General features: G+C 30.2%; 18 protein-coding genes. 2 read left to right on the top strand and 16 right to left on the bottom strand.

Translation table 11 applies throughout. The features are described 5' to 3' along the window. Positions 1 to 56 precede the first annotated feature (56 nt). A complete protein-coding gene (gene yyaC, locus FQB35_RS15315; protein WP_148810885.1) occupies positions 57 to 659 on the top strand; it encodes a spore protease YyaC in 603 nt (200 codons plus the stop codon). 24 nt (positions 660 to 683) lie between these two features. Here yyaC and FQB35_RS15320 read toward each other — a convergent pair whose 3' ends face one another. The 7 genes from FQB35_RS15320 to FQB35_RS15350 form a co-directional block, all read right to left on the bottom strand. Next, complete coding sequence (locus FQB35_RS15320; RefSeq protein WP_168198386.1) at positions 684 to 950, bottom strand: YkuS family protein; 267 nt, start codon at positions 948 to 950, stop codon at positions 684 to 686. A gap of 54 nt (positions 951 to 1,004) precedes the next feature. Continuing rightward, complete coding sequence (locus FQB35_RS15325) at positions 1,005 to 1,529, bottom strand: DUF4446 family protein (protein WP_148810692.1); 525 nt, start codon at positions 1,527 to 1,529, stop codon at positions 1,005 to 1,007. A gap of 324 nt (positions 1,530 to 1,853) precedes the next feature. After that, on the bottom strand, positions 1,854 to 3,002 hold the full coding sequence (locus FQB35_RS15330) for an aminotransferase class V-fold PLP-dependent enzyme (RefSeq protein WP_148810693.1): 1,149 nt from the start codon (positions 3,000 to 3,002) through the stop codon (positions 1,854 to 1,856). A gap of 84 nt (positions 3,003 to 3,086) precedes the next feature. Continuing rightward, positions 3,087 to 3,401, bottom strand: a complete 315-nt coding sequence (locus FQB35_RS15335; RefSeq protein WP_148810694.1) for a hypothetical protein — start codon at positions 3,399 to 3,401, stop codon at positions 3,087 to 3,089. Between the two features lie 89 nt (positions 3,402 to 3,490). Continuing rightward, a complete protein-coding gene (locus FQB35_RS15340) occupies positions 3,491 to 4,660 on the bottom strand; it encodes an MFS transporter (RefSeq protein ID WP_148810695.1) in 1,170 nt (389 codons plus the stop codon). Between the two features lie 88 nt (positions 4,661 to 4,748). Further along, positions 4,749 to 5,609 carry a ParB/RepB/Spo0J family partition protein gene (locus FQB35_RS15345; RefSeq protein ID WP_148810696.1) on the bottom strand — a complete coding sequence of 287 codons (861 nt, stop codon included), beginning with the start codon at positions 5,607 to 5,609 and terminating at the stop codon, positions 4,749 to 4,751. Next, positions 5,610 to 6,395: a ParA family protein gene (locus tag FQB35_RS15350; protein ID WP_148810697.1), complete on the bottom strand. Its 786-nt coding sequence runs from the start codon at positions 6,393 to 6,395 to the stop codon at positions 5,610 to 5,612. A 193-nt stretch (positions 6,396 to 6,588) separates the two neighbouring features. Between FQB35_RS15350 and FQB35_RS15355 the strand changes: the two genes are divergently transcribed. Beyond that, positions 6,589 to 6,858: a TMEM165/GDT1 family protein gene (locus tag FQB35_RS15355; protein WP_148810698.1), complete on the top strand. Its 270-nt coding sequence runs from the start codon at positions 6,589 to 6,591 to the stop codon at positions 6,856 to 6,858. 58 nt (positions 6,859 to 6,916) lie between these two features. On the opposite strand, the gene noc is transcribed toward FQB35_RS15355, so the two are convergent. The 9 genes from noc to rpmH form a co-directional block, all read right to left on the bottom strand. After that, complete coding sequence (gene noc / locus FQB35_RS15360) at positions 6,917 to 7,714, bottom strand: nucleoid occlusion protein (RefSeq protein ID WP_148810699.1); 798 nt, start codon at positions 7,712 to 7,714, stop codon at positions 6,917 to 6,919. A 120-nt stretch (positions 7,715 to 7,834) separates the two neighbouring features. Next, the gene (rsmG, locus tag FQB35_RS15365; RefSeq protein WP_148810700.1) at positions 7,835 to 8,551 is read right to left on the bottom strand and encodes a 16S rRNA (guanine(527)-N(7))-methyltransferase RsmG; all 717 of its coding nucleotides are present in this window, start codon (positions 8,549 to 8,551) and stop codon (positions 7,835 to 7,837) included. Further along, entirely contained in the window at positions 8,544 to 10,439 is a 1,896-nt protein-coding gene (gene mnmG / locus FQB35_RS15370) for a tRNA uridine-5-carboxymethylaminomethyl(34) synthesis enzyme MnmG (protein WP_148810701.1), read from the bottom strand. The genes rsmG and mnmG overlap by 8 nt, the downstream gene beginning before the upstream one ends. Positions 10,440 to 10,450: 11 nt before the next feature. After that, complete coding sequence (mnmE, locus tag FQB35_RS15375) at positions 10,451 to 11,830, bottom strand: tRNA uridine-5-carboxymethylaminomethyl(34) synthesis GTPase MnmE (protein WP_148810702.1); 1,380 nt, start codon at positions 11,828 to 11,830, stop codon at positions 10,451 to 10,453. Positions 11,831 to 11,965: 135 nt separating this feature from the next. Next, positions 11,966 to 12,583, bottom strand: coding sequence for an RNA-binding cell elongation regulator Jag/EloR (gene jag, locus FQB35_RS15380; protein WP_148810703.1), 618 nt, complete (start codon positions 12,581 to 12,583; stop codon positions 11,966 to 11,968). A 1-nt stretch (position 12,584) separates the two neighbouring features. Continuing rightward, on the bottom strand, positions 12,585 to 13,244 hold the full coding sequence (locus tag FQB35_RS15385) for a YidC/Oxa1 family membrane protein insertase (RefSeq protein WP_148810704.1): 660 nt from the start codon (positions 13,242 to 13,244) through the stop codon (positions 12,585 to 12,587). 23 nt (positions 13,245 to 13,267) lie between these two features. After that, complete coding sequence (yidD, locus tag FQB35_RS15390; RefSeq protein ID WP_148810705.1) at positions 13,268 to 13,477, bottom strand: membrane protein insertion efficiency factor YidD; 210 nt, start codon at positions 13,475 to 13,477, stop codon at positions 13,268 to 13,270. A 10-nt stretch (positions 13,478 to 13,487) separates the two neighbouring features. Then, the gene (gene rnpA, locus FQB35_RS15395; protein ID WP_148810706.1) at positions 13,488 to 13,823 is read right to left on the bottom strand and encodes a ribonuclease P protein component; all 336 of its coding nucleotides are present in this window, start codon (positions 13,821 to 13,823) and stop codon (positions 13,488 to 13,490) included. Positions 13,824 to 13,910: 87 nt separating this feature from the next. Continuing rightward, the gene (gene rpmH / locus FQB35_RS15400) at positions 13,911 to 14,045 is read right to left on the bottom strand and encodes a 50S ribosomal protein L34 (RefSeq protein WP_148810707.1); all 135 of its coding nucleotides are present in this window, start codon (positions 14,043 to 14,045) and stop codon (positions 13,911 to 13,913) included. Positions 14,046 to 14,613 lie beyond the last annotated feature (568 nt).

The raw sequence follows: 14,613 nt of genomic DNA on the forward strand, positions 1-14,613 counted from the left end.
GTCATGTTTCGGAAAAACTTTTACTATACTATAATAGAGGAGTGTGAAACTTGCTTATGAATACTGCTGTTTCTTTGCCTAGTCAATCGATCGATATAAACTCCCCCCTAGCTGTTCATGATTTTCATAAAGCCTTTATAAATTATCTAAATGTTTACTTCACAAGCGAGTACAATGATTTGGTGATTATGTGTATTGGAACAGATCGCTCTACAGGCGATTCTTTAGGCCCTTTGATCGGTTACAAATTAGAAAAATTTTTAAAAAGATATAAAAATGTTTTTGTTCACGGTACATTGGAACAGCCTGTTCATGCAAAAAATCTTGACACTTGTGTTGATTTTATTTCAAAAACGTATCATAAGCCCTTTGTTGTTGCTATTGATGCTTGTCTAGGAAAGTTTGAAAGAGTAGGCCATATTACAATAGGTCATGGACCATTAAAACCTGGTGCTGGAGTAAATAAAAACCTACCTCCTGTAGGAAATATTCATATTACAGGCATTGTAAATCTTGGTGGATTCATGGAATACATTGTTTTGCAAAATACAAGACTTAGCCTAGTAATGAAAATGGCTGATGCAATTTCTGAAGGCATTCACTATGGTATATGGAAGTTTTTAAGACAAATAGAAAAAGAGCAGTCTAATCTTAACTAGATTATGGCTGCTCATTGTTCAGTATTAGAATAAAGATTCATACGCCCTATTTTCTAGAGCATAAATAATTTTATTAATTTCTTTATTTTTTACATCTATTACAATAGCACCTCTATTCATATCAATAACATTATCAAAATTATGTAGATAACTTAAACGACTACAATCACTATCATACAAAATAGCATCTACATATCCATCATAATCTTCATGTACCACTTCATATCCTCTAGCTTCTAATTCTTTTCCTATATTTTTAAGGTTATCTTGTATAGCCACTATTCTTGGCAATATAAACACCTCCTAGCTGTATTATAACTAGAAGGTTTTTTATTTATACTTAAATTATGCCATTTTTACATATACATCTAAAGATTTATTCTTTGCTCGGTCTAATGCCTGAAGTTCCTCAACAGAAAGGGTTTGAGATGCCTTCCCATTTTTTATAGGTTTACCATAAACAGCATGATTGCTTCTACCATATATACTTGTTAAAATAAATCCATTATTCTGTTCATCTAACATTGCAATAGAAAAACTTAAGCTTCCTCCTACATCATCAAAAGCATTATATTGAACCATTCCTACTTTTTGAATGCTATAAAGTAGCTTCTCTTGTATTTTTTCTACTAATATATCTATTTCATGCATTCTCTCATTTAAATTATTTATTTTATCATAATATCCATGAATAATTTCTTCTATATTTTTTCCTTCTACATTATTTGATAAAATCTCATATTTTTTTCTTAACCTTGATAATCTCCCTCCCTGTATACATAAAATGATAAGTGATAATAAACTCATAACCAAACTATAAAAAATAATAATTTCAGGATTTTCTTTTATAATATCAACTATGTAATTCATGTCTTTCCTCCTTTACTATACTTTTTCTACGCATTATATTATCTCATGAAAACATAAAAAAATAAATAGCATGTATGCTTTTCGTACATGCTACAGACTATAGACAAAATAAAATTTGTGAATGAAAAATACAAGCGAATAATTGCAAAGTTTTAGTAAAGAAAACTTGATGAAGAATTTCAAAAAAATCCGTAGGCTTAGCATGGATGCTAAGCCAGCATCCTACAAGACAGGACGTCTTTATTAGGTGCGTTAGGATTTTTCAAAATTATGAATCATAGTTTTCTCTAAAGCTTTGTTTATGAGTGTTATTTTTCAATTCGTTTATGAATCCAATTCTTTACATATTTTCTTTAAAGCTTCTACTGCTTTTTTTACATCTTCTTTAGTTGTAAAATATCCTAAACTAAATCTTACTGTCCCTTGCTCAAATGTTCCTATAGTCTTATGAGCCAATGGTGCACAGTGTAATCCTGAGCGAACAGCTATATTAAAAACTTTATCTAATACATAGCTTACCTCTGATGAATCTTCATCACCAATATTAATAGATATAACAGCTGCCTGTTTTTTTGCATCTTTTGGACCATATATTTTTATTTTCTTGATCTTTTTCAATTCACAAATCATATAATCAGTTAATGCTTCTTCATGCTTTCGAATCTTATCTAATCCTTCATTTTGAATGAATTCAATACCGGCTCCTAATCCCACAATTCCTGGTGTGTTTGGTGTTCCACTTTCATATCGATCTGGCAATATATCCGGCTGAGTAAGCAGTTCAGATTTGCTTCCTGTTCCTCCTTCCTTCATTTGTTTTAAGACTAATCCTTCTTTTATATATAAAATACCTGTACCCTGCGGTCCTAATAGCCCTTTGTGCCCCGGTGCTGCAAGCAAATCTATATTCATTTTTTTAACATCTATTGGATAAACTCCTGCTGTTTGAGCTGCATCCACTAATAATAAAACTCCATTTCTTTTTGCAATTTTCCCTACTTCCTCTATAGGCATCAATGTACCTGTTACATTAGATGCATGAGTCATAGCAATCAACTTTGTATTTTCTTTTATTTCCTTTTGAATCATCTTTGGATCAATTATGCCATCTTTATCACATTGAACAACAGTATGTTCTACACCTAATTTTTCAAGTGAAACAATAGGTCTTATCATAGAATTATGTTCCATACTTGTCGTAATAACATGATCTCCTGATTTTAATAATCCTTTTAAAGCTAAATTCAATGAATCTGTTGCATTGCAAGTAAAAATAATCTGCATAGGATTATCAATATTAAACAACTGACAAATCAATTCTCTTGTTTTATATATGGCTCTACCTGCTTCTAAAGCTAACTTATGCCCTGACCTACCAGGATTTGCTCCATATTTTCTCATACACTCATCCATTGATCGATATACATTTTCTGGTTTTGGGAAGGTTGTTGCAGCATTATCTAAATAAATCACTATAGACACCTCACCTTTATATTTGTTCTTTTTACTATTGTATGTATATACTGTTTCACATGAAACATTATCCGTACACTTTAATTATTTTGATTGGGCTACAATAATAACATTCGATACATTAAATATTTTTTTCAACAAATGTAAATACTCTCTAATTATAATCGCTCTGTAATTTTCACTATGTGTAATAATAATCATATCCTTTTCATACCTTTTTATTTTAATCAAACTATTGAAATACTTTTCAAAGTATTTGCTTCCAACTTCCTCTTTCAGCTTTTGAAATTCTTTTTCTATGTCTGTATTTTTAAGTCTTTCTTCCATAGGTGTAAAATCTTCCATATATAATTCTTCTGGAATATCTAATAAGGATTTCATATGTACATCTTGATTCATTTTAATCCTCCTTTTCAAAGTGAAATATAAAAGAACGTTCTTTTTATATTTTAAAGTTGCTTATCTATATTATATCAAATAAAAAAGTATTATCTCTCGAGTTGTTTTTTCATTTTTCTAAAATAAATAGATAAAATAAATAAAATCGTTATGCCTAAGCTAAGATATCCTCCCAAGTGGTAAAGATTTTTAAGCCCATAATGGTCAATAACCCATCCACCACCATAGTTTCCTATTATTCCACCAATCCCCATATATACAGCTGACCCAAAAGTTTGTGCTGTTGCCTTTAATTCTTGTGGCGCTAAAGAATATATATAATACACTGCTCCTGTTAAGAATACACCAAAAGAAAGTCCCTGAAGTCCTTGAATAAATATTATATGAATAGGTGAAGAAGCAATAGAAAAAAGGTATTGTCTCAAAATAAAAAATATCGTTGAAAATAAAATCACAAAAATAGGTTTTACTTTATGTATAAATCTATTTAAAAAAAGAAACAATGGTACTTCACTTAATGCCATCACTGAAAGGGAAATCCCTAAATGGACTTTACTTCCTCCAACAGCTTCAACTAACCTTGGTAAAAAAGCAAAAGCTGCTTTGTAAGGAATAAAAATTCCAACTGAAAATATTAAAAAAGTACTATACTCATAATTCATTAACAATTTGCTTATTTTTATATTTTTAATTTTTGAGGAATGAATTCCATGATCTACGCCTATCCTACTACATAAAACTATTGTAACCATACCAAATAAAGAATAACACAAAAATAATATAGATATTCCCTTTATTTCCATTAACTTTCCAAAAACATATACCATCAATGCAAAGCCTATAGAACCCCACAATCTTATACTTCCATAAGATATATTTTTTTCTTCTTGAATAGCCATAATAACCCAACTATCTAATAGAGGAGGTAATGCACTTTCAAAAAAAGTAATAACAGCAAATACAATTCCCAATAAAATAACCCCTTCATAGATAGGAAGAGAACCAATGCATAAAATGGCTATAAATAACAGAAGTATAAAAACCTTTTTTATAGACTTTATTTTATCACTTATAATTCCCCAAAAAGGCTGAGCAAAAATAGATATGCAAGCATTTATGCTTAAAATAGTTCCTATTTCCATATTATTAAGCCCTTTACTATCAAGAAAAATTACCAAATAAGGATAATACGCAGCAAATGTAGCCCAAAAAAAGAATTCTAATGCAGAAAAATGTAAGAAGCTTGTATTCTGTTTCATTTTCTTCTCCTAATTCTAATATTATATTTATACATTTAAATAAACCGCTTAAAACAGCGGTTTATTTAATAAAGTTTCACGCGAAACATCAATTTCCCTGTAATAATTCTACCAATCTCTCTAAATCCTCTTCACTATAATACTCAATTTCTATTTTCCCTTTTTTCTTCCCTTTTATAATATTCACCTTTGTAGCAAGTCTTTCTTTTAATAGGTCTTCTATAAAAGATAATCCACTATCTTTTATTTTCTCTTTCTTTGGCTTATCTTTTTTTTGACCTATAATCCTTGCAACCATATTTTCCGTTTCTCTAACAGATAACTTATTTTCAATTACTTTTTGAGCAAATTCTTTTTGCATTTTTTTATCTTCAATTCTTAGCAATGCTCTTGCATGACCGCTAGACAATAAATTATCTATTAACATGTCTCTTACTTCTTCTGTAAGATTAAGAAGCCTTATTGTATTAGCTATATATGGTCTACTTTTTCCAATGGTTGATGATATTTCTTCTTGTGTTAATTGGTAAGTTTCCATCAACATTTTATATGCTAAAGCCTCTTCAATTGGATTTAAATCTTCTCTTTGCAAATTTTCAATTAAAGCAATCTCCATCCTCTCTTTTTCATCCATTTCTCTTATAATACATGGTACTTCTTGAATCCCTGCTTGCCTGCAAGCTTTCCATCTTCTTTCTCCAGCTACAATCTCATATCCTTTCTCTATAGGTCTTACTACAATCGGCTGAATAATTCCATGCATCTTTATAGATTCTGCTAAAGCATTTAGTTTTTCTTGGTCAAAATTTTTTCGTGGTTGCTTTTTATTTGGTTGGATTTCATTGAGTGGAATTTTTTCAATATCTCCTTTATTTTTTTCATATGAATCCTTTATTTCAGGAATAAGCGCACTTAACCCCTTTCCTAAACCACCTTTTCTTTTTGCCATCTATATCACACCCTCATTTATATCTTCTTCTAAGTATAAAAATTCATCTGCAAATTCAGAGTATGCTTCAGCTCCTTTACATTTTGGATCATATTCAATAATTGATTGACCATAACTAGGAGCTTCTGCTAATCGAACATTTCTAGGAATTATTGTTGTGTATACATTCCCTTTAAAATATTTTTTTACTTCATCTACAACTTGTATAGAAAGATTTGTTCTTCCATCAAACATGCTAAGTACTACACCTTGAATCTCTAATTTAGGGTTTAAATTTTCGCGAACAAGTTCAATTGTATTCATTAATTGGCTTACTCCTTCTAACGCATAATACTCGCACTGAATAGGAATCATTACACTATCTACTGCTGTCAATGAATTAATAGTTAAAAGCCCAAGGGATGGAGGACAATCTATAAAAATATAATCATAGTCATCTTTTACTTTATCAATTGCATTTTTTAGTCTTTTTTCTCTATTTTCCATTCCTGTTAACTCAATTTCTGCACCTGCTAATTGTACACTTGAAGGAATAACAAAAAGATTTTCTCTGCTCGTATTAACAATACATTGATAAATATCCACATTATCTATCAAAAGATCATACATGCTAAAAGGAACTGTATTTTTATCTATTCCAAAACCACTAGTCGTATTTCCCTGTGGATCAATATCTACTACCAATATTTTTTTCCCCTTAGCTGCTAAACAAGCACTTAAATTTACATTTGTAGTGGTTTTTCCAACCCCGCCTTTTTGATTGAAAATAGCAATTACTTTTCCCATCCTTACCACCTCTCACGAATATTATAATACCTATTAATTTCGTGATAGGCTTCTCTATTCCTTCTAAAAATTCAAATATTTTGAAAACATAATCAAAAGCTCGTAATAACCTATTATAGTTTTGAATATAATGTAAAAGCATAGCTATATAAATATAAAATACTATATTCCTTTATATAGGAGGACAAAATACATGCTAAGAATTATTATGACTGCGTTTTGGTTGGTATTCATAGCTGAATTAGGTGATAAAACACAATTACAAACCATGCTATTAGCTACTCAGTCAAAATCTATATTAGGTGTCTTTATTGGTGCTTCATGTGCTTTAGTTTTCAGTACATTACTAGGTGTTTTAGCTGGTACTTACATAACAAGATTCATTTCTCCAAACTATCTACAGATTGCCGCTGGTTTTACTTTTATTCTAATAGGAATATTAACATTACTAGGTAAAATATAAAAATTAACATATACTCATATCATTAAAAAAGCCGTAGGACTATGATCCTGCGACTTTTTTATTTATTTTTAGGAATTTTTACGACAACTTCTATATATTCCCCTCTATCTAATTGTTTATATTCAGCATTTAACCCAGCTTCTTTAATAGCATTGTACGCATTTTTTAGAGTATTTAGATATATTCTAAAATTAAAGGCGCTTTTCATTCGTTTTTTAGTCTTTTCTTCTGGTTTTGTAAGTTCATCTAATATTTCACAAATTCTTTTTTCTGTCTTTTTAACATTTAAATCCTTATCTATGATTTCTTTTAAAACCATTAACTGTAATTTTTCATCATGTAATTTTAACAGAGCCCTTCCGTGTCTTTCTGTTAAGTGATTTTCAATTAATAAATCCTTTACTTTTTCAGGTAATTTTAAAATCCTTAGCTTATTTGCAATAGTAGACTGATTTTTTCCGACCTTTTGTGCTATTTCCTGCTGTGTAAAATTATGATCTTCCATTAGATGTAAATATCCTTCTGCTTCTTCTATAAAGTTCAAATCTTCTCTTTGCAAATTTTCTATCAAAGCAAGTACTGCTGAATCCTGATCTGTAATTTTTGTGACTATGGCAGGTATGGTTTCAAGATTTGCAAGCTTTGCCGCTCGAAGTCTCCTTTCTCCAGCTACCAACTCGTACTGATCTTGACCAATTTTTCTAACACTAATAGGCTGTAATACACCATATAATTTTATCGATTCGCTTAATTCTTCTAAATTTCCTTTTTTAAAAACCTTTCTAGGTTGATAAGGATTTGGTAGAATAGAATCAACAGGAACTTGTAGAACTGCTGTGCTTTGGTCTTTACTCATCACTAATCTTCCCCTTATATAACTATTCTAAATATCTATTCTTCAAAAAAGTCAAACTTCCTCCCATTTTTTTTAAATTTCTAACACTTTTATTCAACAAAATATTCAAAGAAATACTTATTATAAAGGTTTTTTCGTCGGAGTTCCAGCTTTTCGAGGATATTTCGTCGAAGTCTCTTTTATTTTTTGTATAACAACAACATTATGCCTAATCTGAGAAAATGGAAGTTTTATATCCTTCTTTTCAATAAATTTACCACCTAAAATTTCTATTGCTTTTTTTGCATCCTTCATTTCTTCATCAATATTAGGACCTTTTTGACAAACAAAATACCCTCCAACTTTAACAAATGGCAAACAATATTCACATAATACGTTTAGTTGTGCCACTGCCCTTGCAACTGCTATATCATATTTTTCTCGAAAATTTTTATCTTTCCCAAAGTCTTCAGCACGTCCATGCTCAAAATTTACACTTTCTAGTCCTAAATTTTCACAAACTTCTTTTAAAAAATTTATTCTTTTTTTTAAGGAATCTAATAAAGTCAAACGAACATTTGGATAATAAATATGGATTGGAATCCCTGGAAACCCAGCACCAGTACCTACATCAATGACTTTACTATTTTCTTTAATATATGGAAGACTTATACAAGATATAGAATCCAAAAAGTGCTTAATCATAACCTCTTTTTCTTCTGTAATAGCTGTTAAGTTTATTTTTTCATTCCATTCAATCAACAAATCCTTATACTTTAAAAATTGCTGAATTTGATATTCATTTAAATATAATCCTAATTCTTTGGCTCCTTTCTCTAGAATTTCCTTATTATTCATCCGATTCACCCCTTTTTCTTCTCTGCTGCTCAAGATATATTAAAAGCACAGAAATATCAGCAGGTGATACCCCTGAAATCCTAGATGCCTGTCCTACAGATAATGGTTTTATATCATTTAGTTTCTGACGGGCTTCAAGTCTTAATCCATCAATCTTACTATAATCAATATTCGCATTTAATTTCTTCATTTCAAGCTTTTTAAATTGTTCAATTTGATTTAATTGTTTTCCAATATATCCTTCATATTTAATTTGCACTTCACATTGTTCGATTACTTGTAGCGGAAGCTGTGGTCTGTTTTTGTCAATTTCTTTTAAATCTTCATAAGTAATTTGTGGTCTTTTTAATAAATCATATAAAGAAGCTCCACTTTTTAAAGGCGATGTATTCATTCTTTCTAAAAATTCATTTGCCATAGCAGGGGTTACCATGGTTTCTTTTAATCTCTTCATTTCTTTTTCAATGCTTTCTTTTTTCTTTAAAAATCTTTCATATCTTTCTTCTGTTACAAGCCCTATTTGATATCCCTTTTCTGTAAGACGCAAATCTGCATTGTCTTGTCTTAATACCAATCGATACTCTGCACGAGATGTCATCATTCTATATGGTTCATTCGTTCCTTTTGTTACTAAATCATCAATAAGTACACCTATATATGCTTCTGAACGATCAAGGGTAAATGGTTCTTTCCCTTTGATTTTTAAAACAGCATTAATTCCTGCGATCAATCCCTGAGCAGCAGCTTCTTCATAACCAGAGCTACCATTAAATTGTCCAGCAGAAAATAAGTATTCAATATCTTTACACTCTAAAGTTAATTTTAATTGCAATGGATCTATACAATCATATTCAATAGCATAAGCAGGACGCATAATTTTTACATTCTCAAGTCCTGGAATACTTCTATAAAACTTTAATTGTACATCTTCTGGAAGGCTTGTAGACATACCTTGTACATACATTTCATTTGTATTTAATCCTTCAGGCTCTATAAATAATTGATGTCTCTTTTTATCTGAAAATCTTACAATCTTATCCTCAATAGACGGACAATATCTAGGACCTGTACCTTCTATCTCTCCACCATATAAAGCAGAACGATGAATGTTTTCTTTTATAATCTCATGAGTATTTTCGTTTGTATAAGTAAGCCAGCAAGAAGTCTGTTGTTTTTCTAAAGATTCATTCATAAATGAGAAAGGAACTATTTTTTCATCACCAGGCTGTTCCTCCATTTTTGAAAAATCTAAAGTCTTTTGATCTACCCTTGCAGGAGTTCCTGTTTTGAACCTTCTCATTTTAAGGCCTATATCTTTTAAATTTTTTGTTAATTGTTTTGAAGGAGCTAATCCATTCGGTCCGCTTTCATAGCTTACACTACCAATAAATATTTTTCCTCCTAGATAAGTTCCTGTAGCCATTATTACTGCTTTTGCATAATACACAGATCCTGTACTTAAAACTACACCCTTAACACGATTTTCTTCTACAAGTATTTCAACAACTTCTCCTTGTTTTACATCAAGATTTTCTTGGTTTTCTAAAACTTTCTTCATTTCCATATGATAAAGCTGTTTATCTGCTTGTGCTCTTAATGAATGTACAGCAGGACCTTTTGCCGTATTTAACATTCTACTTTGTATAAAAGTCTTGTCAATATTTAATCCCATTTCTCCACCTAAAGCATCTATTTCCCTTACAAGATGTCCTTTCCCAGTTCCTCCTATAGAAGGGTTACAAGGCATCATAGCAATAGAATCTAAATTTATAGATAATAATAAAGTACTACACCCCATACGAGCTGAAGCTAGTGCTGCTTCACAACCAGCATGTCCAGCACCAATAACCACAACATCAAAATTTCCTGCTTCAAATTTCTCTAGCATCCTTTTACCTCCTATTTCCCTAAACAGAAATTTGCAAATATTTTATCTATAACATCTTCTCCTACAGTATCTCCTGTAATTTCACCTAAAGCTTCCCAGCAATTTCTTACATCTACTTCAACAAAATCTAGTGGCAATCCTTGTCTAATAGCCTCTATGCCTTCTTGAATACTTGTTTTTGCCCTCTCTAATGCATCTTTATGCCTTACATTTGTAACAAAAGAGACTTCTTTCTGTCTTACTTCTCCTCCATAAACCATCTCTACAATCGTATCTTCCAGCTCTTTTAGTCCTTTTCCTTCTAATACAGATATTTTAATTATTTTTTTATTTGGAAGTATTTTTCTTATATTTTCTTCATCCAAAACCATTGGTAAATCTGTCTTATTCATTAAAATAATAGTTTGTCTATTCTTTAATAATTCCATAATTTGTTTATCTTCATCAGTCAAAGGTTCTGAAGCATTCAGTACAAAAATCACTAAATCTGCTTTGTTGAAAAACTCTTTACTTCTCTCTACACCAATCTTTTCAACAATATCTTCTGTTTCTCGAATACCAGCCGTATCAACAATCTTCAAAGGAATTCCTTTAATACTAACAAATTCTTCAATAATGTCTCTTGTTGTTCCTGGAACTTCTGTTACAATAGCTCTCGATTCTTTAAGTAATGCATTCATTAAAGATGACTTTCCAACATTTGGTTTTCCAATAATAACTGTATGTAATCCTTCCTTTATAATTTTTCCTGTCTGTGCACTTTCTAATAATCCTTCAATACGTTCATAAATTGAATTTGCACTATCTTGTAACTCTTTATAGGTAATTTCTTCAATATCCTCATCTGGAAAGTCTATATTTACTGTAATATGTGCCATCATTTCTAAGATACTTTCTCTTATATTTTTTACTTCTTTAGATAATGATCCTTCTAGCTGTCCAAAAGCAACATCAAAACTCTTATCTGTTTTTGCACTAATTAAATCCATTACTGCTTCAGCTTGTGCAAGATCTATTCTTCCATTTAAAAACGCTCTTTTTGTAAACTCTCCACGTTCTGCCATCCTTGCACCACATCTTAAAACAAGTTCTAATATTTTTCGTACAGGTACAATCCCTCCATGGCAGTTAATTTCAACCACATCTTCTGCTGTATAAGTATATGGTGCTTTCATATATGTAACCAATACTTCATCAATTATTTGATTTGTCTTAGGATCAATTATTTTGCCGTGAGTAAGTCTTCTAGGTTTATACTCCTTTATAGATTCTCCTCTTGTAGGAACAAAAATTTTATCTAATATTTCTAAAGATTCTCCTCCACTTAATCTCACAATCCCAATTCCTGCTTCTCCTGGAGCCGTAGCAATAGCTACAATTGTATCGCTCATATTCTCACCTCTTTATTTAAATCATTATTATTATAATGCTTTTTCTCATTTTTTAATAGATTTTTCTATCTATAGTATTCCAATATAAACATAAACAATAACAAAACCCAGTAATCACTACTGGGTTTTTTAATATTATTTTGCTGCAATTACAACCTTTCTAAAAGGCTCTTCTCCTTCGCTTCTTGTCTCTACATAAGGATGATTTTGTAAAGTTGAATGAATAATTCTTCTTTCATAAGGATTCATAGGCTCAAGTACAATATCTTGTTTTTTAATTTTTACTTGTTGTGCCAATTTATTAGCCAATCTAATTAATGTCTGTTCTCTTTTTCTGCGATAATCTTCCGTATCTAGTACAACTCTTAAATACTTGTCTCTTTCTTTATTAACAACCAAACTCACAAGATATTGTATAGAATCTAGTGTCTGTCCTCTTCTCCCTATAATCACGCCCATGTCTTCTCCAAAGACTTCTACGTACAAAGTATTATCCTTTAACTTTGTTTTAAAATTTGCATCGAGTTTCATATTTTTAAACATATTACTTAAAAATTCTACCGCTTTTTCTTCTGGATTATCTAAAATTGTAACTCTTACTTTTGCTAGTCTTGTCCCAATTAAGCCTAAAAACCCTTTGCTTGGTTCCTCTATTACCTCTACTTCCACCTGATCTCTTGCAACTTTTAATTCTTCAAGGGCATTTTTCACAGCTTCTTCTACAGTTTTTCCTGTTTTTTCTGTGAATTTCATATTAACTTAATTCCTCCTTAGACGTTACAGCTTTTGGCATAAAATATTGCTGAACCATTTGGAATGCATTACTTACAACCCAATATAATGTAAGTCCTGCTGGAAAACTACGACCCCACCAAAGAATCATAACAGGAAATACCATATTCATTGTTTTCATTGTTTGATTTTGTGCAGCAGCCCCTGTATTAGCAGTACTCATTGAAAAATAAGTTGTAATTCCTGCCAAAATAGGTAATATAATCGGGTCTGGATTGCTTAAATTTGGTATCCATAGAAAAGATTCACTTATAGCTTGAAGAAACTTAGGGTCTGTAATATATACTGTAGGAGTTCTCAATACTGAAAACAACCCAAATATTATTGGAAGCTGAATCAATAACGGTAAACAACCACCCATAGGATTAATTTTGTGTTTCTTATATAATTCCATTGTTTTAATGTTAAGTTTTTCTTTATCATTTTTATATTTTTCTTGAAGTTCCTTAAGCTTTGGCTGTAATTCAGACATCTGTCTTGTATTTTTTAATTGTTGCAATGTCAACGGTAATAGAATTAATTTTACAATGATTGTAAAAAGTATAATAGATATACCATAGTTTCCTATTAAGTTATACAAATATAATAAAAGATATCCCATTGGTTTAGCTAAAAAACGCATTAAATTATTTACCCCCTACTCTATTATTTTAAAGGGTCATATCCTCCCGAATGAAAAGGATGACATTTTAAAATTCTTTTTATACTGATATATATGCCTTTTATTGCACCATACTTTTCTAAAGCTTGCAATGTATATTGAGAACAGGTTGGATAAAATCTGCAAGTGGGTGGCTTCAAAGGAGAAATATACTTTCTATATATTTTCACCAAACATATTAGTATTTCCTTCAATATTTCTCACCTATTTTAATAATTTTGATTTTTTCAGAATATGAACCATTGCCTTCTCTACATCTTTATACGTTGCATCTTTTATGTTTGCTCTTGCAATAAAAATAAGGTCATATCCTTTTTTTACTTGAGAGCTATATATACGAAAGCTCTCTTTCATTAACCTTCTTGCCCTGTTTCTTACAACACTTTTTCCAACTTTCTTACTTGCAATGAAACCTACCCGATTATATTGTTGTTCCTTATTCATATAAAACAACACCAAATATCTATTAGCTAAAGAAACTCCTTTTGCATATATTTTTTTAAAATCAGTATTTTCTCTTAATCGCAATGTATCTTTCATATTTTTTCCTTCTTTCAAAATACAACCCAATAAACCTATTCTCTTTTAAAAATAACACCTTATAGAAAAAGGCCACATTATGCGGCCTTATGCAGTCAATCTCTTTCTGCCTTTTTGTCTACGTCTCTTTAAAACATTTCTTCCTGATTTTGAGCTCATTCTTTTTCTGAATCCATGTTCTTTCTTTCTTTGTCTTTTCTTTGGCTGATAAGTTCTTTTCACTCCGAACACCTCCTTCAAAATCTCACATATATATTAAAATGTCCATATTATCTTAAATGAGCATTTACTAAATAATTATAACTTCGTATTTAGAATATGTCAAGGTAGTTATTTTTTTGGATTTTTGTGGATAATTTTATCACCAAATTTTTTTGTTGTGGATAATTTTTTGCATATTGATTGAAATCATTTTTTTAATTTGATATTATTAAATAAACTTGTTGATATGTGGAGAATTTATTCAATATATTCACTTTTATACACAGTGTGTGGATAAAAGTGTGTATAACTTATGTTTTTGAACAATATTTTCTTTTTTTCTGCCATTTTTTTATTGTGAATATTTTTTTTCACATTTTTCTATAACTGTGTACAAACTCTTAATACATTTAAAATATCTATTTTATCAATATATTATCCACAGAATTATTAATATCCTAGTTTATAAAATTTATACCTGACAATTTCTTTTTTTTTTCGAATCATCCACAATTTTTGTGGATATTTTGTGGATATTTGTTTTTTTAGCAAAAAAATATTTAATTATTCTATTCAAGGAGGTTGTAAT

The sequence above is a fragment of the Crassaminicella thermophila genome (assembly GCF_008152325.1).
GTDB classification, from domain to species: domain Bacteria; phylum Bacillota; class Clostridia; order Peptostreptococcales; family Thermotaleaceae; genus Crassaminicella_A; species Crassaminicella_A thermophila.